General features: G+C 47.0%; 23 protein-coding genes and 2 tRNA genes. 2 read left to right on the plus strand and 23 right to left on the minus strand.

Annotated elements, in window-relative coordinates; translation table 11 throughout:
* Positions 1–4 precede the first annotated feature (4 nt).
* From A1s21148_RS06200 to A1s21148_RS06270, 15 genes are all read right to left on the minus strand, one after another.
* Positions 5–889 carry a glycosyltransferase family protein gene (locus tag A1s21148_RS06200; protein ID WP_223299380.1) on the minus strand — a complete coding sequence of 295 codons (885 nt, stop codon included), beginning with the start codon at positions 887–889 and terminating at the stop codon, positions 5–7.
* The gene (locus tag A1s21148_RS06205) at positions 886–1,293 is read right to left on the minus strand and encodes a MaoC/PaaZ C-terminal domain-containing protein (RefSeq protein WP_190276876.1); all 408 of its coding nucleotides are present in this window, start codon (positions 1,291–1,293) and stop codon (positions 886–888) included. The genes A1s21148_RS06200 and A1s21148_RS06205 overlap by 4 nt, the downstream gene beginning before the upstream one ends.
* Positions 1,290–1,679 carry an FAS1-like dehydratase domain-containing protein gene (locus A1s21148_RS06210; RefSeq protein ID WP_095671554.1) on the minus strand — a complete coding sequence of 130 codons (390 nt, stop codon included), beginning with the start codon at positions 1,677–1,679 and terminating at the stop codon, positions 1,290–1,292. The genes A1s21148_RS06205 and A1s21148_RS06210 overlap by 4 nt, the downstream gene beginning before the upstream one ends.
* Positions 1,679–1,849, minus strand: coding sequence for a 50S ribosomal protein L33 (gene rpmG, locus A1s21148_RS06215; RefSeq protein WP_017955317.1), 171 nt, complete (start codon positions 1,847–1,849; stop codon positions 1,679–1,681). The genes A1s21148_RS06210 and rpmG overlap by 1 nt, the downstream gene beginning before the upstream one ends.
* A 116-nt stretch (positions 1,850–1,965) precedes the next feature.
* Positions 1,966–2,039, minus strand: a tRNA-Met gene (locus A1s21148_RS06220).
* 18 nt (positions 2,040–2,057) lie between these two features.
* Positions 2,058–2,130, minus strand: a tRNA-Thr gene (locus A1s21148_RS06225).
* Positions 2,131–2,177: 47 nt separating this feature from the next.
* Positions 2,178–3,128, minus strand: a complete 951-nt coding sequence (locus A1s21148_RS06230) for a quinone oxidoreductase family protein (protein WP_095671555.1) — start codon at positions 3,126–3,128, stop codon at positions 2,178–2,180.
* A 155-nt stretch (positions 3,129–3,283) separates the two neighbouring features.
* On the minus strand, positions 3,284–4,465 hold the full coding sequence (locus A1s21148_RS06235; protein WP_095671556.1) for an FUSC family protein: 1,182 nt from the start codon (positions 4,463–4,465) through the stop codon (positions 3,284–3,286).
* 13 nt (positions 4,466–4,478) lie between these two features.
* Entirely contained in the window at positions 4,479–5,576 is a 1,098-nt protein-coding gene (locus A1s21148_RS06240; protein ID WP_190276877.1) for a RuBisCO large subunit C-terminal-like domain-containing protein, read from the minus strand.
* 34 nt (positions 5,577–5,610) lie between these two features.
* Positions 5,611–7,581: an SDR family oxidoreductase gene (locus A1s21148_RS06245; protein ID WP_095671558.1), complete on the minus strand. Its 1,971-nt coding sequence runs from the start codon at positions 7,579–7,581 to the stop codon at positions 5,611–5,613.
* Positions 7,578–8,591, minus strand: coding sequence for an S-methyl-5-thioribose-1-phosphate isomerase (gene mtnA / locus A1s21148_RS06250; protein WP_095671559.1), 1,014 nt, complete (start codon positions 8,589–8,591; stop codon positions 7,578–7,580). Before mtnA ends, A1s21148_RS06245 begins: the two co-directional genes overlap by 4 nt.
* Before the next feature lie 58 nt (positions 8,592–8,649).
* Positions 8,650–9,435, minus strand: coding sequence for an SDR family NAD(P)-dependent oxidoreductase (locus tag A1s21148_RS06255; protein ID WP_095671560.1), 786 nt, complete (start codon positions 9,433–9,435; stop codon positions 8,650–8,652).
* Positions 9,428–11,191: a D-apionate lactonase family protein gene (locus A1s21148_RS06260; protein ID WP_095671561.1), complete on the minus strand. Its 1,764-nt coding sequence runs from the start codon at positions 11,189–11,191 to the stop codon at positions 9,428–9,430. Before A1s21148_RS06260 ends, A1s21148_RS06255 begins: the two co-directional genes overlap by 8 nt.
* A gap of 7 nt (positions 11,192–11,198) precedes the next feature.
* Positions 11,199–12,233: a Gfo/Idh/MocA family protein gene (locus A1s21148_RS06265; RefSeq protein WP_095671562.1), complete on the minus strand. Its 1,035-nt coding sequence runs from the start codon at positions 12,231–12,233 to the stop codon at positions 11,199–11,201.
* Positions 12,230–13,078, minus strand: a complete 849-nt coding sequence (locus A1s21148_RS06270; RefSeq protein WP_095671563.1) for a sulfurtransferase — start codon at positions 13,076–13,078, stop codon at positions 12,230–12,232. The genes A1s21148_RS06265 and A1s21148_RS06270 overlap by 4 nt, the downstream gene beginning before the upstream one ends.
* Positions 13,079–13,125: 47 nt before the next feature.
* On the opposite strand from A1s21148_RS06270, the gene ilvD reads away from it, so the two are divergent.
* Positions 13,126–14,811, plus strand: coding sequence for a dihydroxy-acid dehydratase (gene ilvD / locus A1s21148_RS06275; RefSeq protein ID WP_095671564.1), 1,686 nt, complete (start codon positions 13,126–13,128; stop codon positions 14,809–14,811).
* On the opposite strand, the gene A1s21148_RS06280 is transcribed toward ilvD, so the two are convergent.
* From A1s21148_RS06280 to A1s21148_RS06300, 5 genes are read right to left on the minus strand one after another with little or no spacing between them, the layout of a single operon-like run.
* Positions 14,808–15,821: a YeiH family protein gene (locus tag A1s21148_RS06280; RefSeq protein ID WP_095671565.1), complete on the minus strand. Its 1,014-nt coding sequence runs from the start codon at positions 15,819–15,821 to the stop codon at positions 14,808–14,810. The genes ilvD and A1s21148_RS06280 overlap by 4 nt on opposite strands.
* Positions 15,822–16,829, minus strand: a complete 1,008-nt coding sequence (locus A1s21148_RS06285) for an Ldh family oxidoreductase (protein WP_095671566.1) — start codon at positions 16,827–16,829, stop codon at positions 15,822–15,824.
* The gene (locus tag A1s21148_RS06290; protein WP_095671567.1) at positions 16,829–17,767 is read right to left on the minus strand and encodes an NAD(P)-dependent oxidoreductase; all 939 of its coding nucleotides are present in this window, start codon (positions 17,765–17,767) and stop codon (positions 16,829–16,831) included. Before A1s21148_RS06290 ends, A1s21148_RS06285 begins: the two co-directional genes overlap by 1 nt.
* Positions 17,767–18,933, minus strand: a complete 1,167-nt coding sequence (locus A1s21148_RS06295; RefSeq protein ID WP_095671568.1) for a UxaA family hydrolase — start codon at positions 18,931–18,933, stop codon at positions 17,767–17,769. Before A1s21148_RS06295 ends, A1s21148_RS06290 begins: the two co-directional genes overlap by 1 nt.
* On the minus strand, positions 18,912–19,214 hold the full coding sequence (locus tag A1s21148_RS06300) for a UxaA family hydrolase (RefSeq protein WP_095671569.1): 303 nt from the start codon (positions 19,212–19,214) through the stop codon (positions 18,912–18,914). The genes A1s21148_RS06295 and A1s21148_RS06300 overlap by 22 nt, the downstream gene beginning before the upstream one ends.
* A gap of 123 nt (positions 19,215–19,337) precedes the next feature.
* On the opposite strand from A1s21148_RS06300, the gene A1s21148_RS06305 reads away from it, so the two are divergent.
* Positions 19,338–20,441 (plus strand): Gfo/Idh/MocA family protein, encoded by a 1,104-nt coding sequence (locus A1s21148_RS06305; protein ID WP_095671570.1) that lies wholly within the window; start codon positions 19,338–19,340, stop codon positions 20,439–20,441.
* Here the strand turns inward: A1s21148_RS06305 and A1s21148_RS06310 are convergent, their stop codons facing one another.
* From A1s21148_RS06310 to A1s21148_RS06320, 3 genes are read right to left on the minus strand one after another with little or no spacing between them, the layout of a single operon-like run.
* Complete coding sequence (locus A1s21148_RS06310; RefSeq protein ID WP_095671571.1) at positions 20,442–21,323, minus strand: hypothetical protein; 882 nt, start codon at positions 21,321–21,323, stop codon at positions 20,442–20,444.
* On the minus strand, positions 21,320–22,213 hold the full coding sequence (locus A1s21148_RS06315) for a carbohydrate kinase family protein (protein WP_095671572.1): 894 nt from the start codon (positions 22,211–22,213) through the stop codon (positions 21,320–21,322). The genes A1s21148_RS06310 and A1s21148_RS06315 overlap by 4 nt, the downstream gene beginning before the upstream one ends.
* Positions 22,210–22,923, minus strand: coding sequence for a FadR/GntR family transcriptional regulator (locus tag A1s21148_RS06320; RefSeq protein ID WP_095671859.1), 714 nt, complete (start codon positions 22,921–22,923; stop codon positions 22,210–22,212). The genes A1s21148_RS06315 and A1s21148_RS06320 overlap by 4 nt, the downstream gene beginning before the upstream one ends.
* Between the last annotated feature and the right edge of the window lie 2 nt (positions 22,924–22,925).

Below are 22,925 nucleotides of genomic sequence, written 5' to 3' on the forward strand. Positions count from 1 at the left end.
TAGTTTACCTGCGTGGAGACAAGATTGCGCTCTTGCCTCTAAAGCGCTCGAGGATACGGTCGTAGTTCTTCTTTGATTGAACTTCACGGAATTCTTCATCAGTATCGTAATAACCGTGATGGCGCGCTTGTTCTAGGGGTAGGTCTATCTGTAAAAGTCGACCATTGGCATGGCGCAAGCGCAACGAAAATTCGATATCTGCGTTGCGATAATAAATTGCGCGGTTGTTAAATCCGCCGGCATTTGTGGCATCCAGACAGTTAATCGCTAAGAAGTAACTAAATAAGACATCGACTTCACCGGCGCCTTTGTCGTCCACACTTCGCCATTCATCTTCAGTATTAACAAGTCCTCCGCGCCATCCGACTGCGCTGTATTGGCCCTTGCTTAACTCGGCTAGGACTGGGGCCATAGCATCGCTGGTAAATCTCGTTGATGGATCCATGATGACTAGGTATTTGGATGAGATGTTTTTAAGAAGTGCGTTGGCGTTCTCGCCCCAGCCAAAGTTTTCGGTAATCGCAATCAATTGAAATTGTGTATTTATCTCATTGACAAGTTCTGCCGGATCACCAATTACTAAGGCGATAACTGGCGTATTTGTATGAGCCTTTATGGTGCGTACAGTTTCGGCTGCATCTGCTGTGAATCCATCAACGATCATGGCAATTGCAATATCGCCAGTTATCTTGATTGGGCGTAGGTCGCGAGTAGATGCAAAAGTTGGAAAGCGTTCTTTGGCGCGGAATTCAAAGCCACCAGCAACATCGATTACTTCAAAGCCGAGTGCGGCTATTTGATCGCGAATTTGATCAGCCTTTATAAAATCCTTGGCTGCACGCGCATCGAGTCTTTCCTGCGCTAACTCTTCTTTGCTTTTAGAAGTCATTTCTTAATTACAACAGCTTTAGCCATGCCCAGCACTTTGACGCCGGCAGATGTGGCAACTAGATCGATTTTGATTTGATCAGCAGTTACTTCAGTGACTGTTCCGTTGATTGTTAAATCCACTTTTTCGCCTGCGGGCACGATCACTGGCTTAATGAAGCGAGCGCCGAATTCTTTAACGCTGGCTGTGCCGCCAGACCAATCGGTCACATATTTACCAACGAGGGCCATAGTCAACATTCCGTGGGCAATTACATTTGGAAGTCCCACAGAGACCGCGACTTCTTCGCTCTGGTGAATTGGGTTTTGATCACCAGATGCATCGGCATAAGCCTTGAGCATTTCACGATCAACTAGGACAACTCTTTCGGGAATTGCGAAGCCAACTTCAATATTTGTAGTCATGCGCGCACCACCAAAGTTGACCATGAAGAGACAACTAATTCAGAGCCGCGATGTAGGTCAGAACGCACGCTAACGATCTCGTTTCCGGCAGCTACGCGATAGCTTTCAATTGTTGCTGAGCAACTAAGTGAATCCCCTGCCTTAACTTGGGCGAAGATTTCAAACTTTTGATCGCCATGTACTAAGCGCGACCAATCCAAACCGATTTCAGGTTGGGTGAGAATGTTTTGAAATTGATCCAATGAGATGCGGATCGTAAATGTTGGGGGTGCAATGGATGTATCGGTCTCGCCAATTACGGCAGCGAAGGCATCGATTTCTGATTGCGAAATAGAGATTGAATCAGCACCAGCGAAGGTGCGCCCGACAGAATCGGGTGCGAGCATTAGCGAGTTTCGCGGTGTAGAGTTGAAGATTTGCAACGTGGACAGAACTTCTTGAGTTCCATACGGTCTGGATCGTTGCGACGGTTCTTCTTTGTAATGTAGTTGCGCTCTTTGCAGTCAACGCATGCCATGGTGATCTTTGGACGAACGTCCGCGCTCTTGCTTGCCATGGTCTTGCTCCTTCTATCGGTTTGTATCTCGTTTAGTACGAGGCGCTTAGGTTACCTGAGCGATCTCGTTGCGCGAAATTCACGCTTATTTAACTGCCAACTGCTGGTCGAACTAGTAGCGGAGGCGGGATTTGAACCCACGACACAGCGATTATGAGCCGCTTGCTCTACCAAGCTGAGCTACCCCGCCAAGGGTTGTGCACTTTCGAGCCCCCCACCGGAATCGAACCGGTGACCTTTTCCTTACCATGGAAACGCTCTACCGACTGAGCTAGGGGGGCAATAGGTAGAGGTGTGAGTGTACGACAGGTGCGGGGAAAGTTAAAAATTAGCGAGCAGGATCAAGCGTGACTTTGCCGGTTGTAGCCCGAGCCAGCATCGCTTGATGAGCCGCTTTTGCCTCAGATAATCCATAAGTTGCACCGATTACAGGTTTTAGCGCGCCAGATGAAATCAAAGCAAATAGCTCAATCAGAACATCGCCGAGCAACTCTTTCTTTCCAAAGCAATGTGCCAACCAGAAGCCTGCAACAGTTTTTGTTCCACCCATTAACGCACCCGGATGAATTGGAGTTGGCGCATTTCGCGATGCCATTCCGTAGGTAATCAATCGACCAAAAGGTGCAAGTACTTCAAGGCTGGCATCGAAAGTTTTTCCACCAACCATTTCTAAAACAATATCTACTTTCTTTCCACCATTTGCCGCCATCATCGCAGCAGCCAAATCGTTGGAATTTGCATCAACAACTTCATCTGCGCCCAATGATTTAGCAAGTTCATTCTTTTCCGCTGTTGATGTAACTGCAATAACTTTTGCGCCCCACATCTTGGCTAATTGAATTGCCAGAGAACCAACGCCACCGGCTGCAGCTTGAACCACAACCGTTTCACCTGGTTGCACATGCGCCATGGTTTTCAAGATATGCCAAGCAGTTGTTCCCTGAACAAGCATTGCAACAGCTTGCGCATCAGAAACACTTTCTGGAATATCAACGCACATCGCTTTATGTGCCAGAGCTTTCTGCGCATATCCCCCGGTGCTAACACTTGCTAAAACGCGGCGACCAGATTGGGTCTTGCCGACAACTTCGAGGCCAGGAATTAACGGTAGCTCTTGCTTGGAAAGATATGAATTCTCAGTTTGGTGGGTATCGGCATAGTTGACTCCGATACAAGAGACATCGATTAACTCTTCGTTTTCACTTGGCTGAGGATCAGCCAGTTCAACTAGTTCGAGTACTTCTGGTCCGCCAAATTTCGTTATCAGGATAGCTTTCATTAGTTATCGCAGGTGCAGCGTTGGTCGGCAGGCACTCCTTGAAGCGCTTCTTCAATATGTTCGCCGCAACCTGACCAGGTGTATTTACTGCACTTCTTGCATACAACACGTGAACACATTTACTTCTCCCTTGTAGCCGATATTAAATTCTAGCGTTAGAAATACTTGCGGAAAATCTTCTTAAAACGCTTAGTTATGCGCTTATTAATTTTTAAGGTCTGGTCAATCGGTGATACCGCCATCACTTTGGCATGGGCTGGCTCATCAGGAGTGATCACATCTTTAAGTGCTGGAGAGTTTTGATCTAGTGAATCAGCGATTCGTTCGATATTGGCAACCATCGAAAGTCCACGAATGATCTGCTCTTGGTCAGCATCTTTTGCATCTTCAATTAGTGATTCGGCAAGTGCGGCACCGGCTTCGCGCGCATCATCAGTTGCCGTGGTTGTAGTTTCAAAGTCTTCTTCATCATCTATTTTGGATGAGATGGCATAACTTGCCGCAGATAGCGCAACTGCGATCTGCTTCTTGGTGGAATCTGCGATACCTCCGCTGACGGCAGAGTCAAAGAGAGTTCTGGCAATTGTGCGCACCTGAACGAGGGTGTGCTCGATCGCAATTCCTTGAACGTAAACGTCTTCGGCTACATCTTTCTCTGCTGTTGGGAACCATCTGGCATGTCCGCGCGCTTCAACTGATTGTGCACGTATCGCGGGAACTGCTTCCATTAACAACCTTGCTTTAGCTAACCAATTACCCGCTTCTTTCTGGGTGTAACCAGCGGCAACGCCTTCAGACATTTTCGCTAACAACTCAGCAGCTTTGGCAGATACATCGGTGATCTGATCGATCGCACGATCAACTGGTGTCTTGGCGTGAGAGAAATAGGAGAAGACAATTGCAATTGCTGCGCCGATAAGAGTGGAACCAAGGCGATGCGCTGCAGTTGTTCCACTGATTCCTGGGCCGATAACGATGAGTGCAGTAACCGGGACATTTACCGATGCCACCTCACCTAAGTGAAGTGCGCGCGCAACAACTGCGCAGAAGATAACTGTTAAACCGACTGCGATAAAGCCAAAATCAAAGATAGAAACGTTGATTAAAGCAACGGTTGCACCAATGGCAGTTCCGACTATCTGCCCAAAGCCTTCGCGAACAGATTTATGAAGTGAGATGCGGATCGACAAGGTGCAGACAATTGCCGCAACTACGCCGCCATCTTCAACGAGTAGATCTCCAACTTGCCAGGCGACTGCTCCAGCAAGGCCGGCCACGAGTATTTGACGTACCCAAACCCGGCGGTCGGCAAATAACTTCTTTAACTTTTTCCACATGATGTGGCTAAGTTTAGTAGGCGCGCACCAATTCGCACATGCGAGCCGCGTTATCTGCAAGGTTTCCGCGCGAAAGGGCTCCACCAATCAGTAGCGCGCTGTCATTGCCATACATCTTTATCATCTCTGGAATTCGCCCTAAATTCATTCCACCTGCAGGAGCGACAAACATTGGGTTTAACTTGCCAAGTTTTTCACGTGAAAGCTCTGTTATATCTAGACAATGATCGCTGCTAAAGGCAAAACGTCCACCGATATTTGGAAAGATCGTGATGTCGGCCCCTGCAAGTCTCATCAAAGTGCCCAAGACAATTCCGTGTGAAATTCCCTCTGCTTTAGAGGTTATTAGTGATCCCAACATGGCAGGGTGTCCCTGAATAGGAAGTGCGATCGAGTCATCGGATGCGATCTTGCGCAACGAATCAAAGCCAGTTATTCCGGGAAGAATTAACAGCGCACCTGCACCTAAATCTTTTGCCGTGTGTGCAGCGTCAACTATCTGATCAAATGGAAGATTAAGGCTCGGTGCGTAAACAGATTTTCCACCGGTGACAGCATTTGCCTCTTTTACTGCACGAGAAATTAAAGTGACTCGCTCTTTCCATGTCGCCCAAGGTTGATTAGCAAGGCTGTGATCATCTTTAATCAAATCAAATCCCGCTAAGGCTAAGGTGCGGGCCATTTCTGCAAGTGTTTGCGCATAAGATCCCATTGGCTTTAGAGCAGTTGAAACAAGGGGGCGGGTTTCTGCGCCAAGTAATTTACGCAATCCACTGATTCCAAAACGAGGTCCACTAAATTTCGCGAGGAAAGAATCAGGCAGTTTTAAGCCAACAATCTTTACATTAGGGAATAGCGAAACATTTCCCCAGAGCACGTTAAGAAACTGGTTTAACTCTCCGCCAGTTACATCTGGGTTATAAGAAATAGTAATTAAGTGGCTAGTTTTATCTGAGGATGAAATCTCCTCAACTTTTCCAACCACTTCTTCCTGAATCCAACTTGGAGCTAATTCATAGGGAAATTCGATCGTCTGTTCAGCACGAATTACATCAGCGATCGACTTTGGGTCTTCGCCAGTGAATTTATAGGTTACGTAGATACGATCCACTTTAAGCGCCTCCCCATTTGCCATGGGCAATTATCTACCTAGGAAATGCCGCCGCAACACCACCATCGACGGCGATAACGCTTCCTGTTGTGCGTGAAGATTCATCACTTAAGAAGAATGCTGCAGCACGAGCCACATCTAGGCTTCTTACGCGTGCATTTAAAAGATTTCGAGAGGCATAGAAGTCCTCAAGTTCCTCTGGTTTCACACCATGTGCAGCTGCACGTTGTTCGCGAATACCGCCTTCCCACAACTTGCTGTTATCGAAGACTGCGTCAGGGTTGATTCCGTTGAAGCGAATTCCAGCGTTTCCACCTTCAAGAGCTGCAATGCGCATCAACTGCAACATTCCTGCCTTGCTAACTGAATATCCACCAAATCCTGCGCCCGGTGCAAATGCGTTCTTGCTTGCGATGTAAACGATCGAGCCACCCATTTTCTGTTTGCGCATTACCTTCATAGCTTCTTTGGTCAACATAAACGCGCTGGAAAGATTTATATCTAAACCGCGGCGCCATTTTTCAATATCCAAGTCTTCAAGCTTGTCGCTGATACCAATACCCGCGTTAATTACAGCGCCATCAAGTCCACCGAAGTGCTTAATGGTTTTTGTAACTGTCGCCTGAACATCTGCTTCCTTTGATTGATCACCCAATACCAATAGCGGCGGATTACATTTATTCTCAGCGAACTCTTTCTCAACTTCTAGAAGTCCTTTTTCTTCGATATCGGCAAGGACTACGTGAGCGCCACGTTTTCCGAGTTCAAGTGCCACGCCTCTACCAATGCCGCTGCCGGCGCCCGTAACGATAATGATGTGTCCATCTAGTTGTGCGGGGGCTGGCTTGTTCTTTAACTTAAATAGCTCCATTGGCCAGTAATCAAAACCAAAGATTTCCGCGTCAGAGATTGTGTCTCCATCACCAAATACATCGATGACTCGCGCTGCAACTTTGTGAGTATGTGAAGCGATATCTGCCAGCATCACATTCTCTTTAATTGTTGTTGCAGCAGTAACTGCACCTACGCCTGGAACAATAATTACGCGTGGATCATTCCCATGGCTTGAATAACCAGCAGGTAGCAGTGACTTATTCGCTTCAAAATATGCGCTGTAGTTCTCGCGGAATTCATTGATTCCAGTTTCAGTATCTTCCAAAGTCACTGTTGCTGACTTAGGGCGGATACGCAACATATGGTCTGCGCTAGATGCACCTAGAGCCAAGACCTTCTTCAGGTCTGGGCGCGATGCAATTTCAGCTAAACGAGTATCTGTTCTAAGTAACTGCTTCTTACCAAGAGTTCCGCGCAACTTTAGAAGCAAATCCTTTAACTCTTCATCGGGCAGATCTTGATGTTGGAAGTTCGCCGCTGGTCGTTTATTAAGTGAATCGAGGTATTTATCAGCCAACGCCACTGCATCAAGAGTCTTTTGGTAACAACGATCTGAATCTTCATCCCAGACAACTAGGCCGTGATGAGCAAGAACTACACCGGCATAATCGCCTAAACCGCCAACTAACTTAGACAGTTCAAAGCCCGGACGAATCCAATCGACATACGCGAATTCTTCACCGAGTGCTTCACGAACTGCTTTTTCTCCTTGTGGATGATTGGTCAGCGCACAGATCGCATCGGCATGAACGTGATCAATATGTTTAGCGGGAAGAAAACCATGTAAAAGTGTTTCGATGGATGGACGGCGTGAAGTTGGATCAACCAGAGCTCGAGTTACATAATCAACCATCGTGTCATCATCTAAAGCGTCAAAATCCCGTAACGCTAGTAGTTCTTCAAGATAAAGCGCTGGGTAATCGCGATCGATCGCGTATTGCATATCTGCGCCAGAACCTTTAACCCAGAGAACCTTCTTAAGGCGACCGAGATGGTCTTTAACTTCACCTTTACTAGATGTGTTGCCACCGCCGTAAACAACCATTGATTGGTCGGCACCGATCTTCTGTGAACGTGCGACTAGGTCGTGTAATGGCTTTAGATCACTCATAGTGTTTGGCCTTCTGCTATTTCGTAGGAATGTTTCTCGGTTATGACTGCACTTATGTACTTTGCTGGCGTTACATCAAAAGCTGGATTAAAGGTCTTGGCTCCAATTGGTGCTACTTGAATTCCCTTGAAATGAGTTAACTCTTCATCTCCACGTATCTCGATATGTATTTCACTTCCGGTTTTAATGCTGCGATCAACCGTTGATTCGGGAGCGACAACTAGAAATGGAATTCCTGCAGCGTGACAAGCAAGTGCAACGCTTAGCGAACCAATCTTGTTTGCAGAATCACCGTTTTTAGCAATTCGATCTGCGCCAATTAGAGCAGCATCAATTCGACCACTGAGAATCGCCATCGCTGCCGCCCCGTCTGGTTCGATGTGATAAGGGATATCGGATTTCATTAACTCCCAGGCGGTTAAACGTGAGCCTTGAAGAAGCGGACGAGTTTCATCTGCATAAACCTCTTTAACAAAGCCACGCTTATGCATCTCTTTAATGACACCTAGCGCGGTTCCGGTGCCAGTTGTAGCAAGCGAACCAGTGTTGCAATGGGTCAACAAAGTCATTGGCTTACTTCCCAGTTTATTGATCAGCCAATCTGCGCCAATATTTCCCATATCAGTACTCGATTGCTTATCTTCACTCGCTAACTGGTGGGCTGCGGCAAGAACTGCATCGCGTCCTTCTGGCAAATGTTTACGAATCTTCTCAACAGCCCAGGCCAAGTTAACTGCCGTTGGACGTGCATCGCGAAGTAAATCAAGGTTATGTTCTAACTCTTGCGCGCTATGACCTTTACGTGCAGCCTCATCAATAACCAAGACGACTCCGTAGGCACCAGCGACGCCGAGCGCAGGGGCGCCTCTAACAACCAACCTTTGAATGGCATCGATATATGGGGCTAGTTCGTCGTAAGAAATATAAGTTTCCGAGATGGGAATCTGTGTTTGATCAAGCAGAACAATCTTGTTTTCTTTCCAGACAATCGCTTCGAACCCGCTAGACATTTAAATGCTCCTTATTCAAGGTCTTGAACTTATCACTTCGCTTCGCAAATAGAGATTGCTAAGCGTATGAATCCCAGTCGCCACCACTCAAGATTCCACCATCTATGACAATAGATTGACCAGTTATATATGAAGATGCATCCGTTGCCAGAAAGATTACTGATCCGATGATTTCGTCAGGATTTGAGAGGCGACCAATCGGAGTTGTTTCATCAAACCATTTTGTGCGGTGGGGTTCGCCCCATAGCGGCTTGGTGAAATCAGTTTTGATAACTGAAGGTTCAATGCAGTTAACTCGAATTTTATCTTTTGCCCATTCACGAGCGGTGCTGCGGGTTATTGAAGTAACCGCTGCTTTGGTCGCTGCATAAACAGAGATCGTATTGAAGCTATAACGAGCGCTTAGAGAGCTCATATTTACAATCACTCCACCGCCGGCCGCCTTCATGATCGGATGTGCCGCCTGCGAAATAAAATAGATCGCCTTCATATTTACCGAAACTATGGCGTTGAAATCTTCTTCGGTTACTTCAGTTATAGGTTTGCGACGATTTATTCCCGCAGTATTGATAACGATATCTAGGCCACCCATCAACGCATTTGCTTCATTAACAACGCTGGCGCATTGATCAGGGCTAGATAAATCAGCGCTAATTGAGAAAGCCTTGCCTGATTCGCCAGAAATGGATTTGCGGACTTCATCGAGGCGTTCTTCATTTAGATCTTGGATAGTTACATCAGCGCCGCGTTCGGCAAAGGCTTTGGCGATCAACGCACCTAGCGTTCCGGCGCCACCAGTTATGAGAACGCGCTTCTGCTTAAGATCAAATAGTGGATCAAACATTTGCTACCCCTGTAATTTCTAAATAAGTAACGCTCTCGGGAGTTAAAGTCTGTGGCTTTAAATCAATTCCAGAGAATTTCACTTCCTGCTCAATGGTACTGAAATTCACCAAAATAGCCTCTGTTTTTTCAGCTGATGTAATGATCAGGCAATCAACTAACTCTGGAAGAGATGAAGCAGTTGGCCTGGCATGAGTAAACCCTTTGAGATGCTTGAACAAGCGCCATACTGGAAATTCTTCACCTGCTTTACTAGCAAAGTTGAGTGCATCTTCACTTCCAGTAGATATCTCGCGTATGCCACGCCATCCCAGAGTTTCGAAGTAAGTCACGGTTGAAATTGACTCAGACTCTGCAATCGAGCGGATAGACATTGCTGTCCAGCCTTCCGCCAACCAAGTGCGCTGGCGGGCATCGACCGACGATGGCAGAGGTGTATTGCTGACATCTTTATCGGGTTGAGTTGCATTTGGGTTGTACCTAGGACGTAGCGTTATTGGCCCAATACTTACCTTTTTTCCTTTGGCAATCCGATGAGCATTTGTGGAAATCACTTTCTGGGTAGCAGTGTTTTGTATAAGAGTTCGATCGTCAAATGAGTGCACCTGGGGGTTAATTGAAAAATTGACTTGATCAACGAAATCGACTGAGCCTTGATTGCGATTGAGTTCGGTGAAGTACAGATCTGTACCACCAATGATTTTCGACTTATCCCCTAGTAACTCTTCGGCCGCTTGAATAAAACCAAGTGGCGCTGTTTTATCGCTTACCGAGAAGATATAGAAAGAACGAACCTGATCCTTTAATTCAGCTATTGGCTGCAGTATTGCTTGAAGTTGCTGCGGGCTATCGGCGGTTATCGCAAGATCAAGATCAATCTTTAGCTTCTGAGTTACCAGTAACGCCTTCTCCACTGCAGAGCGAATTTGAGAATTGCCGTTAAGTGCCAGGCGAAGATGTTTAATCGCAAGGTCCTCAAACCCCGCATACTCACTGACGATTAAATGTGCGGGATCTTCACTTAGCCCCAAACCAATTTCGGGAAGTTTAATCTCTTCGGCTCCGACTGTAATAACGGCGCTTTCATTCTTTGAAATTGCTGTCGTGTGCTCGCCGGAAATTGAGATGGTTATCTTTTGGCTAAGCACCTCCCCCGGAGTAACTTGCGCAGGAAAGGGTAGAGAAATTGGTGTGCAGTAAGTCTTATATGAGGCATCACTCCAGTTACGGTGATCTTCGCTTTCAAATATCTCACCTTTGAAATTAACTGATACAACTTGCCCGCTTTGAAGCTTATGACTGATTCCAGATAAATTTAAGAATGGTTGATTTGGAGAAATCGCATCTGGAAATCTGGATATTTCTACAGCGCCATCTGCCTTAGTTAATTCACATTCGCGGCCAGCTAAGCCTGCAATGGGATGAAGCAGGCAGAGCCCCAAGCGGTTTCTCATAAATGACACTGCTGTAGATGCGCTAAACCCGTAGGTGATTTCTCCGCTTTCCGAGCCGGTTATCTCTAACTCAACAGATAAATCTTTAGCGTCGTGCGAACCCTGCGCTTTGATCTTGGCACTGAACGAACGATCAGCAACATCCCAAATCTCATCTTTGATAACAAAAGGTCGAGAAGTCCAGTTAATATCCTGGAATACGAGGTAGATCCGGCGAATTGCCTCTTCACTGCCGTTACTGATATTCCAAAGACTTCCCTCGGAATACTCCAGAGTTAACGGACCAGCGACAAGTTTTCTCATTTATCTACTACTTGAGTAGTGAGCCAACGTTAAAGACTTGACCTGACTCGGCTGATTCATATGCGCCCAAGGTGATATCCAATAACTTGAGAGTATCTTCGCCGCTGGTTTCGGGCGTTCTGCCGGTTTTCAAACATTCAATCCAGTGCTTATTTACATTTACGACGCTATCTTGAATTCCATTCCAGGGCTGAGAAGTCCAACCATGATCCGGAATTACAACAACTTCATTAGTTACAGAAGTACCCGATACAACTTGAAGATGGTAATCAGCGGACAGGGTGATCGCCCCCTTGGTTCCCTCAATTATTACGAAGGTCTGCGGATAGGTGCTGTGATCTGATCTAGTCTCGTAACTAGCATCAACGATGCAGCTGGCATCTGGCATATCCATCAATATCGTGGCTGAATCTTCACCTTTAATTATTGGATTTACTCGATGTGCCGAAGTAAAGATCGTATTTGGTTCACCAATAAAGTAGCGCGCAAGATCGAAGAGGTGAACTGCAACGTCAACGATAATCATTCGTTCGCTTTCAACTAGCCAAGATTGTGCCGAGTAAACATCGTGCGCAGTTCTAAATGAAATTCGCCCGAAGAACGGGCGACCAATTGCGCCGCTATCGATAATCTCTTTGATTTTTCGCATTGGGGTCTGGAATCTAAAATTCTCGTGAACCATAAAGGGCAAGCCTTTATCTGACATCTCCTTAACCATTGACTTTGCATCAGCCATATCCCAAGCAAGTGGTTTCTGACAGATTGCTGCAACGCCATGCTTTGCCGCTAGTTCGACCATATATTTATGAGTTGGTGGAGTCGTAGCAATATCTACGAAATCTAAATCTTCATTGGCAAATAACTCTTCCGCACTTGCATAAGCCTTGCCTCCGAAATTGGCAGCAGCCAACTTCGCTTTTTCAAAATCAACATCGCAAGTTGCAATTAGTTCGACATCGGGATTTTGGCTCCATGCATGGAGGTGGTTCTGGGCAAAGAAGCCACATCCAATTAAGGCATATCTATATTTCTTCTGGGTCATAGCGCAATTTCTCTACTTGGATCTGTGATCCACTCGCTCCAAGAACCAACATACATTTTGCTTCCCGTGAAACCAGCGTGCTCCATAGCTAAGACATTTTGTGCAGCAGTTACGCCAGAGCCGCAATAGAAAATTGTGTTATCGGCGCTAACACCGTTGGTAAGTGATTCGTAGTGCTTCTTTAAATCAGCCTTGCTCTTAAAGAGCCCTTGCGCATCTGTAATTTCAGCGCGATCTGCCAGACCAGCGCCAGCGATATGTCCGCGTATTGGGTCATAGTATTTTCCGCCCCCGTGATATCCCTCTGCACCTCTGGAATCAAATACGCAGTAATTGGAATCATTTCTGGCCATTTCAACTTTTTCGACTTCGACTAAGAGATCGTTACGTAGCTTTGGAATGAAATTTGTAGGCGTTAAAACTTTCTTCTCTTGGTTTAAAGGTAAAGATTCGCGGTTCCATGCATTTAGGCCGCCATCTAGAACGGCAACTTTTTCATGTCCCATCCAGCGAAACATCAACCAAAGGCGTGATGCCGCCATCAAACCTGATTCTGCGTCGTAACAAATTACTTGGGTATCTGGGGTTATTCCCCAGTTAGAGAGAGTCTTAGTGAACGCTGCAACCGTTGGAAAAGGTCGGCGACCAGTTACACCCGGAATAATTTCTCCAGACATATCAGTAGATAAATCTGCGTAATGTGCACCTGGTATGTGGGATTGGTTATAAACCTTTCTTCCCCAGGATTCGTCATCTAATGTGAAGCGAACATCAAAAATTACAAACTCAGAATTTTCTAAGTTGCGCGCCAAATCGCTAGTGGATATCAACGTTGTATAACTCATTGCTGCACACTCTTCACAAGGTATTGGGTTGTGGTTAGGGTACTACAGTGACTCTGACTCCGAGAAGTTCGCTTGTAACACAAGGCCGTGACCGAAGCCCAAACCGCGCGATGTTAAGAGCGCTGGGCATGCAGGGCGATGATTTTAAGAAACCGCAGATTGGTATTGCATCTTCTTACAACACCATTACCCCTTGCAATATGTCGCTGCGCACCGTTGCTGAGGATGTTGCTGCAGGAGTAAGCGCTAACGGCGGATTCCCTATGGAGTTTGGAACGATCACCGTTTCAGATGTTATTTCTATGGGACACGAAGGAATGCACTTCTCCCTTGTTAGTCGCGAAGTAATTGCAGATTCTGTGGAAACTGTTATGCAAGCAGAACGCCTAGATGCGATGGTAACTCTCGCTGGATGTGACAAAAGTATTCCGGCGATGCTTATGGCAGCTGCGCGTATAGATGTGCCAAGTATTCTGATGTATGCCGGTTCATTACTTCCGGGAAAAACCACTCTTCAAGATGGCACGGAAATCAAAGTAAATATCGTCACTTCTTTTGAAGCAGTTGGTGCAAATGCGCGTGGCTTAATGTCTGATGAAGATCTCGATCGCATTGAAAAGGCTGCCTGCCCAAGTGCCGGAACATGCGGCGGTATGTACACGGCAAACACGATGGCTAGCGCTTCAGAGGCGATGGGAATGTCACTTCCAGGCTCTTCATCTCCATCTGCAGTTGATAATCGCCGCGAACCGCTTGCAAAATTAGCGGGCGAATCTGTAATCAACTTACTTAAACTTGGAATCACAACCAGCGACATCATTACTAAAAAATCTTTGGAAAATGCCATCACAGTTGTAATGGCGCTAGGCGGATCTACAAATGCAGTGCTTCATATGCCAGCGATCGCTCACGAACTAGGCATTGACTTATCACTCGATGATTTCAAGCGAATTGGCGCACGCGTTCCATTGCTTGCAGATCTGAAGCCATTCGGTGAATATGTAATGTTTGATCTAGATAAGGTCGGTGGCGTACCTGCAGTAATGAAGATTCTGCTTGATGAAGGTCTGCTCCACGGCGATTGCATGACCGTAACCGGAAAGACAATTGCTGAAAATCTCAAGGATGTTAATCCTCCTGCTGCTGATGGAAAGATTATTTATCCAGCCGCAAAGCCTTTTGGTAAAAATGGTGGGATAACTATTCTTAAAGGATCTCTCGCTCCTGAGGGTGCGGTTGTGAAGAACGCCGGTGTTGATGAGAAGAAATTCCAAGGCGCTGCTCGTGTATTTGATCGCGAAGAATCAGCGATGCAGGCGCTCTCTGATGGCACGATTAAAAAGGGTGATGTAGTTGTTATTCGCTACGAAGGTCCTAAGGGTGGGCCAGGTATGCGCGAAATGTTGATGATCACAAGTGCGATAAAGGGCGCAGGCCTCGGAAGAGATGTATTGCTCGTAACCGATGGCAGATTCTCTGGTGGAACAACTGGACTTTGCGTAGGCCATATTTCACCGGAAGCTGTAGATGGTGGGCCGATTGGGTTAATTAAAGATGGCGATCAAATTTCGATCGATATCCCAAATGGAACTTTGGAGCTACTCGTTACACCCGAAGAGTTGCAAGAACGTGCCAAGAGCTTTGTGCCGCTTCCACCAAGGTACACAAAAGGCGTGCTTTCTAAATATGTGAAGCTGGTTGGTTCTGCAACCTACGGCGCAGTTTGTTCTTAAAGACCAGTAATTTGAACTGCCGCCAAGGCAACGCCGGCAACAATTACCCAAGCGATTAACCCCATCACCATGGGGCGTGGGCCGATTGCTCGGATGGATTTCCAGCGCACGCTTGAACCAAGTGCAACTAAACCGGCGCCAAGAAGTAACTTACTTACCAGAACGACTGCATCATGAATTCCTGAGGGAATATCAAGTGTGTTTTGGATCGTTGCAACTGCAATAAAGCCAATTACAAAGAATGGAATTAGTGGCACTTTCGTTGTCTTGGTACTAACCGCTATTCCATCTTTTTCATTTTGCATTGCAACTGAAGTTAAGTAGCGGCGGTGGCGAATCGAAAGAATTAGAACAATCGGAGCCAACATACATACTCGCGCCAATTTGATTACGACGGCAGATTGCACCGCCTCATCGCTCCAGACAGATGCAGTCGCAATTACCTGACCAACATCGTGTACGGCAGCACCAGCCCAGGCACCAAAAGTCTGATCACTTAGCCCAATTAGGTGGCCAATAAATGGCAAGGTAAAAATAGAGAGGGTGCCGCAGAGTGAAATCAAAGCGATTGCATATGAGGTTTCTTCTTCGGTAGCGCGTGTTTGTGGGCGGATCGCAGCAACTGCAGTTGCACCGCAGACTCCAAATCCAACGCCAATCAAAAGTCCAAGTTCACCGCTCATTTTGAATGCTTTTGATAGCCCCAGGATTCCAAAAATTGTGAAGGTTACAACCAAGATGACAGTTAGTACTCCCTTGAAGCCAATTGCCTTGAGCGAGACAAGACTTACTTGTGCGCCAAGAAGTGCGACTCCGATGCGCATTAACTTCTTGCTCGCTAGCCCTGTTCCGGCAGCGGCAAAGCTTGGCCATCTACCAAAGTTTGCAACAGCAAATCCAAATGCGACGCAAAGCGCTAGCGGGCTTACCGCTGGTTGAAAGTCATTTATTAGAAAGGCAACGCCAACAATTGCAGCTATCAGACCTAAACCGGGAAGGTTCTTAACCATTTAGATCCCTAACTTCGTTGACCATTGCGCTAGCTGATCAGCAACCGAATCGGTGATCGTGATGTTTTCTGCATTGTCGGGACGCTCTGGATTAGAACGATTTGCTCCAGGTAAGCGGCCTCCAGCAGCGTTCACCAGCGCTGAAAAGTCTGCAGTTCTTGTGTTTTCGCCATCTACCGAAAGCTTCGCGCTATCGATAGCGATAATGAAATGTGAAATTTTCTGAGGATTAGCATCTTGTTCGCTAGCGAACATATCTGGAATGTCTTTTGCCAGTGATGGTCCAACCAACATTCCGGTTAGCGATTCAACAAGTACTGCAATTGCATAACCTTTAACTCCACCGAGCGGCGCGAGCATTCCGGCAAGTGCTTCCTTGGCATCGGTTGTCGGGCTGCCATCTTTTGTAAATGCCCAGCCAGGTTCAAGTTCGGCACCTGCTTGCGCTTTTGCTTGAATCTTTCCGCGTGCAACTGCGCTAGTTGCTAGATCAACAACAGTTGGTGGATTTGTTGGAATTCCCGCAGCGATTGGTGAAGTTGAAAGTAGCGCAGAGTTTCCACCCCATGGCGGCATAACCGCAGGTCCTGTACTAAATGCGATTCCAACTAGCCCGCGATTAATCATCGGCCAGACATAAATTCCGAGAGCGCCACAGTGGTTTGAACGTCCAACTCCGACAGCGGCAATTCCATTTATTGCAGCGCGTTCAGCAGCAACTTCTGCCGCCTTCTGTAACTGCCAATGTCCAAGGCCATCATCGCCATCAAAGACCACAAGGCTTGGTAGATCTGTTACTACCTTTAACTTTGCATCGGCTTTAATTCCACCTGCTTGCAAGCGTGCAAGATAGAAAGGAAGTCTCATTAAGCCATGGCTTCCGATTCCCCAACGATCGCTGGCAACGATGCAACGTGCGGTTACATCTGCTTCTTGATCAGGAACACCGGCGGCTTTAAGAAGTGATTTCGCTAATTCGGTTGCCGAGCCAACAGTTAGCTGCGCCATTATTTTGCGTTTTCTTTGATTGCGCCAACCGCATGTGTGGCAACTTCGTTACTTAAGACTTTCATAATATTTGAAACAAGGATTTCATTGATACGCAATTGGCTTTCCTTAGTAATCCCTGCAACGTGTGGAGTTAGGATCAAATTCGCGATTTGCTCCATCTCGCCCTTAACTGGTGGCTCTTGAGCGCGCACATCTAGGGCAGCTCCAGCAATGACCTTGGCTTTTAACGCTTCGATTAAATCTGCTTCGTTAATTACTTCACCGCGTCCCACATTTACCAATACGGCATCTGGCTTCATCAACTTCAAAGTTGCAGCGTTAATTGAGCCATTTGTTTCGGGGGTCGATGGCATATGGATGCTGATTACATCGCTCTCCATTAAGACTTCTTCAAAAGACTTTAATTCGATACCGCTTAGATTTTTTGCGTAAGGGTCGAAGCCGATCATTTTGCAGCCAAATCCCTGAAGTAACTTTGCAGTGGCTATGCCAGTTGCACCACATCCAAGTAACCCCCAAGTCAAGCCCGATAGCTCGCGGCCTGGAGTGCGATTCCAATTTCCTTCGCGCGTGACCTGATCATGCCCTGGGATATTTCGTAACAAGGAAAGCGCTAAACCGAGAGTTAGCTCGCCAACACTCACTGCATTCGCACCAAGACCAGCAACAACTACAACACCGGCGGCATCGGCTGCCTTGATATCAATGTTGTCCAAGCCGACACCTGCACGCGCAATTACCTTTAAATTAGGTGCCGCAGCAATTACATCTGCAGTTACTTTGGTTCTATTTCTTACAACTAGAGCGGTTGCATCTTTTAGTGCGCTCTTTAACTCATCAACGTTATTCCAAAGATCGTCGTTTCGGACAATGGGAAAACTCCCCTCCAGCTTCTGGAAGGGAGTTCCCCATACATCTTCAGAGATGAGAATCATTATGCGGAGATATACAACTTTGTGAAGGTGAATTCACGGTGGCCCATAACTTCAGCCTTGCAGAGGCGTCCATTAACGGTCTGATTGATGACATCCATCATCATGTCGCCAGCCTTAGTTAAGTCATATTCATAACGCAATAGACCTGAAACATCTAGATCGATGTGTTCAGTCATTGAGTTAGCAGTCTTAATGTTCGCTGTTAACTTGAGTACCGGAATAATTGGGTTACCAATCACATTGCCTTGTCCGGTTGGGAACAAGTGGATAACTGCGCCGCCTGCCGCCATCAGAGTTACGCACTCTGCAGCTGCTGATGAAGAGTCCATGAAGTAAAGGCCCTTCTTCTTTGGGTCTGGAGCTTCGGCTGGCTTGAGAACGCCAACAACTGGAACTGAACCAGTCTTAGCGATATTTCCAAGCGCCTTCTCTTCAATAGTTGTTAGCCCGCCAGCGATATTTCCCTGCGTTGGCTGTGAACCTAGAAGGTTTGCACCAGTTGCTTCAATTACCTTGATGTAGTTGTCGTAAGTTGTTTGGAACAAGTTACGGCAAGCATCATCGATGCAACGGTCAGCGATCAAGTGCTCGCCACCAGTTAGCTCAGATGTTTCACCGAAGAATACGGTTCCCCCTGCTGCTACCCAGCGATCGACTGCTTGTGATGTTGTTGGGCATGAGCCAAGACCTGATGTTGTATCTGATTCGCCGCACTTGATCGACATAATCATGTCGCCCATTTCGGCTGCTTCACGCTCTAGGCCAGATGCATCTTGCAAGAACATTGCAGCAACGCGGCTAGCTTCCTGAATAACTTGAAGATCGCCCTTACCTTCAATAGAGAACGCTGCAACCGGCTTACCAGTCTTAGCGATGCCATCGGCAACTCTCTGTGTCCACTTTGGTTCGATGCCAATTACAACTACAGCGGCAACGTTTGCGTTAACACCTGTTCCAATTAGCGTATTAAAAGTTAGCTCTAGATCTTCACCGAATTGCAAACGCCCAAATGCGTGTGGGAGTGCAAGAGTTCCTGGAATTACCTTCGCAACAGCTTCTGCAGCAGCATTTGAAAGATCATCAAGGGGCAAAATAATGACGTGATTGCGGATACCCATAGCGCCGTTTTCGCGGCGGTATCCCATTAAGCGCGGCTTGCTTCCCATCGATAACTCCTCATGTTGTGTGTGTGAATGTAATCGCCTTTTTTGATCGCAGCTGATGCGAGACCAACTTTGATTCCGTATTTAATAATCGCTTCGCCTTCTGCAATATCTGCAAGGGCAAATTTGTGGCCGAGCGGAATCGCGTGATTTAAGATCGCGGTGCTCTCTGTTCCTTCTTTCACGGATCGCCCGTGAAGAGTTCCTGGTTGCATATCCGCCATAGCAACAGCGACATTGTCACCGTCGTGATGGAGCAGATATTGCGGTGGCGTAATTGCCATATCTGACTTTCCTCTCTCGCATAAAGGGGGTAGTGGTCTGACCTCTTGGTGGAGTCTAGGTTAGGTGAGCGTATTTCGTCTAGCCCTCTGCCCAAATTATCGTAAGTGGTCTAACCTGTGGCTATGAAGAGCGAGCTTCGATATGGGGTTATAGGCGTCGGCAGTATGGGGCGCGAGCATATTTCCAACATCAAGGTGATGGGCGGGGCTGTCGTCACAGCGATCAGCGACCCTCATCAGCCCTCAATTGAAGCCGCTCTACAAATGGTCCCGGGGGCAAAGGTCTTTAGCGATCACCGCGCGCTCTTGGATTCTGGCTTAATCGATGCCGTCGTAATCGCAACTCCAAATGACACTCATGCTGAGGTCTTAAAAGTTGCGCTCGCTACAGATTTAGCAGTCTTTGTTGAAAAGCCACTCGCTACAACGGTCGAAGATTTGAAATCAATTCTGTCTTGGGATGAAAAGCGCAGCGCTCTTACCTGGATGGGCTTGGAATATCGATTTATGCCACCGGTCACTGAAGCGATTGCGAGAGCAAAAGAAGGTGAAGCCGGAAAAATACATCAGATTTCGATTCGCGAACATCGCGAACCTTTCTACCCAAAGGTAGATAGCTGGAACCGCTTTACCGAAAGAACTGGTGGCACGCTAGTAGAAAAATGTTGCCATTACTTTAACTTGATGGATTTAGTTATTGGTGAACAACCTATCCGCGTATTTGCTTCAGGCGGCCAGAGCGTTAATCACTTAAATGAAAAATATGAAGGTCGCCAAGCAAATATGCTCGATAACGCATATGTAATTTTAGAATATGCCAGCGGTGCTCGTGGAATGCTCGATCTCTGTATGTTTGGCGAAGGTTCCTTCGATAAAGAGATTTTAACAATCATTGGAGATCAGGGAAAGATTGAATCATTCCTTCCTTCACAAATTGTTAAAGCTTCACGTCGTGATTCAGTTGGAAACCTCGATAACTGGGCAAGTGGTGCTAGCCGTGCGCGTGGCAGCGAAACAAAGATTGTCCATAACTACGATGTTAAGTACATGGGCCACCACTACGGTGCTTCATATATCGAACATACAAAATTCCGCGATGCGATTTTAAATTCCACTGCCGCTGAAGTTACCTTGCTAGATGGCGTAACAAGCGTTGTTACGGGGCTTGCTGCACACAAGAGCATCAACGAAGGTCGCGTCGTTGAAATCAAAGAGCTTTGGGGCTAATTACCAACTGCTCCAAGGCTTTGCGTAGGTATCAACGGTTTCAGCGAGCTTTTCCAAGCGTGGAATAGAGATTTCGCGCAGCGCCTTTGGAATATCAGGGGCTCCAACAATGTCGGCCCAAACCGCTCGTCCGGCAAGGAAACCGCTGGCTCCCCCAATTGCACAAGCCTTTACCGCATCATTAAAGAACGGTTGCTTAACTCCATTAGAAAGAACTACCCACGGAGATCCAATCGCTTCTGAAATTCGTTCTGCATTCTTGGTTACTAAAGCAAGATCTCCTTCGCCATGAAAGGGAACCTCTGCTTTATACAAATCTGGCTTCCAGGTTGCAGCTTCTCTAGCGGCAAGAATTAACTCTTCTTCGCGATCAAAAGATCTTGAAGAATCAGTTGGTGGTTTCACGATTATTTCGATAATCGATGGCAGACCAGATACTTCGCATAACTTGTTAAATTCGGCTACGAGTTTGGCGCGGCTATCCGGAGATTCATCGTTGCGCCACAGCACCAAGAATTTCAATCCAACGCTATTGATATCGCGCATTCTGATCGGATCAACATCAGGATCGACAGCGGTATCAGTAGCTGCACCACCAGCGGGCCCCACCAATAAATCAGCCGCAGCGATTAATCCGCACGAGCCTTTTAGCGCACCCTGATTGATAATCGCATCAATGCCAAACTCTTGATCAACTAAGAGCGCTGATGCATATGGTGAAAGTTCGCGAGCGACATCTACTTTAAATTGAGTTAACTGTGAGTCAGGGACCGGTGTGCTCTGATGTGCCGCAAACATTCCGCGCAGAGCTTCACGTTGATCCACGGCAACCATTGCAAGTGCACCAGATGGACGGGCTAATTTGGTAAGTGGTGCTCTCATGATCTCTCCTTTAGGAATTTATCTAACTCTGCGGTATTTGGAATCTTCGATTGACCATCTAGGCCACGACAAGAAAGTGCGGCGACGGCATTGGCGCGCATTAAAGAAGCTTCGAGAGTGTGGCCTTGAATTACTTGAGCGAGAAGCGCTCCATGAAAAACATCGCCGGCGCCTAGCGTGCTTACAACATCAACGGCAAAGCCATCTGCGTGAACTAAGCCTGATTCACTTGAATAACCAGTACTTCCCGCAGAACCTTGCGTTGCAACCGTTATATTTTTTGCGTTAACCGAATCTCTTTCAACTGCTGCGCCCAGTTGAAGGTCGGGATAACGAAGCGCCATCTGTCGATCAGTTGGAACAAATAGATCTACTTCTGAAGCATCGAAATCAGCAACGTTATAGCCGGCATCAAATGAAATCTTCGGTCCGTTTCCACGAGCGATCTTTTCAGACTTTAAACGATTAATTCCAACGTGATCTACATGGAGCCACTCAGCCTGACTAATCAACTTCTTCGCCTGTGCGCTTAGATTCACTTGTTGCATTGGTTGACGGGTACTAATTGCGCGTGCGCTATGGGCCTTCGAAGCAACGATTACGCTTCCTGATGTTGCGCTATCACCGATTGAAATCCCTGAAGTATCAACGCCTTCACGGGCAAAAATCCGCAGAACTTCTGCGCCATCTTCATCATCGCCAATTGTTCCGGCTATTGCCGTTGAAACTCCGAGGCGGCTTAGCGTCACTGCGGCAACAGCTGCTGGGCCACCTCCTGCGCGCGCTATCTGGTGGGCTAAAACTCTTTCGTCTTCGCCTGGGTAGTTATCGACTAAGGCAATTGTGTCGATAGTTATTACGCCGAGACAAACAACTTGAATATTGCTCAACGCTCATTCTTTTCATTTGCATCGGCAAGGGCTACTGCACGTGCGCCAGAAATATGTTGCAGCGTTAACTTAGAGACCAGTTCTCCATCTCTTGCTTCAATGGCATCCAAAATAGCGTTGTGCTCGCGCTTTGATACATCTGATCTGCCTGGCAAACGCAAAGTGGTTTCCATCGACATCTTCATAACATCTTGTAAGACGTTGAGAGTCTGGTTGATAAATCTATTTTCGGCGATTCCGACGATTGTTAGGTGAAACTTCGCATCTAACGCCTGCAATTGGTTGTAATCAATTGGCGTCGTTGAAGTAACTGTCTCGATCTGATTTAAAGTTGCACGAAGTAAGCGGATATCTTCCTTGGTTGCCTTTGCCGCTGCCCACTTTGATGCCGGAACTTCCAGAACTTCACGAGCATCAAAGAGCTCATTTAAGCCATGGGTGGTGGCCATCATCGAAGCGCGTAGTTCTTGCGCAACAATCGGTTCTTGAACAAAAGTGCCTTGTCCATGCTTTATTTGAACCAGACCTTGCGCCTGCAGAATATGCAGAGCTTCGCGTAGAGATGGACGACTAACTGCTAACAATTCCGCAAGGGTTCGCTCTGATGGCAAGCGGTCGTTGGGCTTTAGATTCTGAATTTCAATTAGTTCGATTAATTGTGTAGCAATACGCGCTGCACGTTGTGGAGCAAGCGGGGTTACAGCGCTCATCA

The sequence above is a fragment of the Candidatus Planktophila lacus genome, from assembly GCF_002287925.1.
Classification (GTDB): domain Bacteria; phylum Actinomycetota; class Actinomycetes; order Nanopelagicales; family Nanopelagicaceae; genus Planktophila; species Planktophila lacus.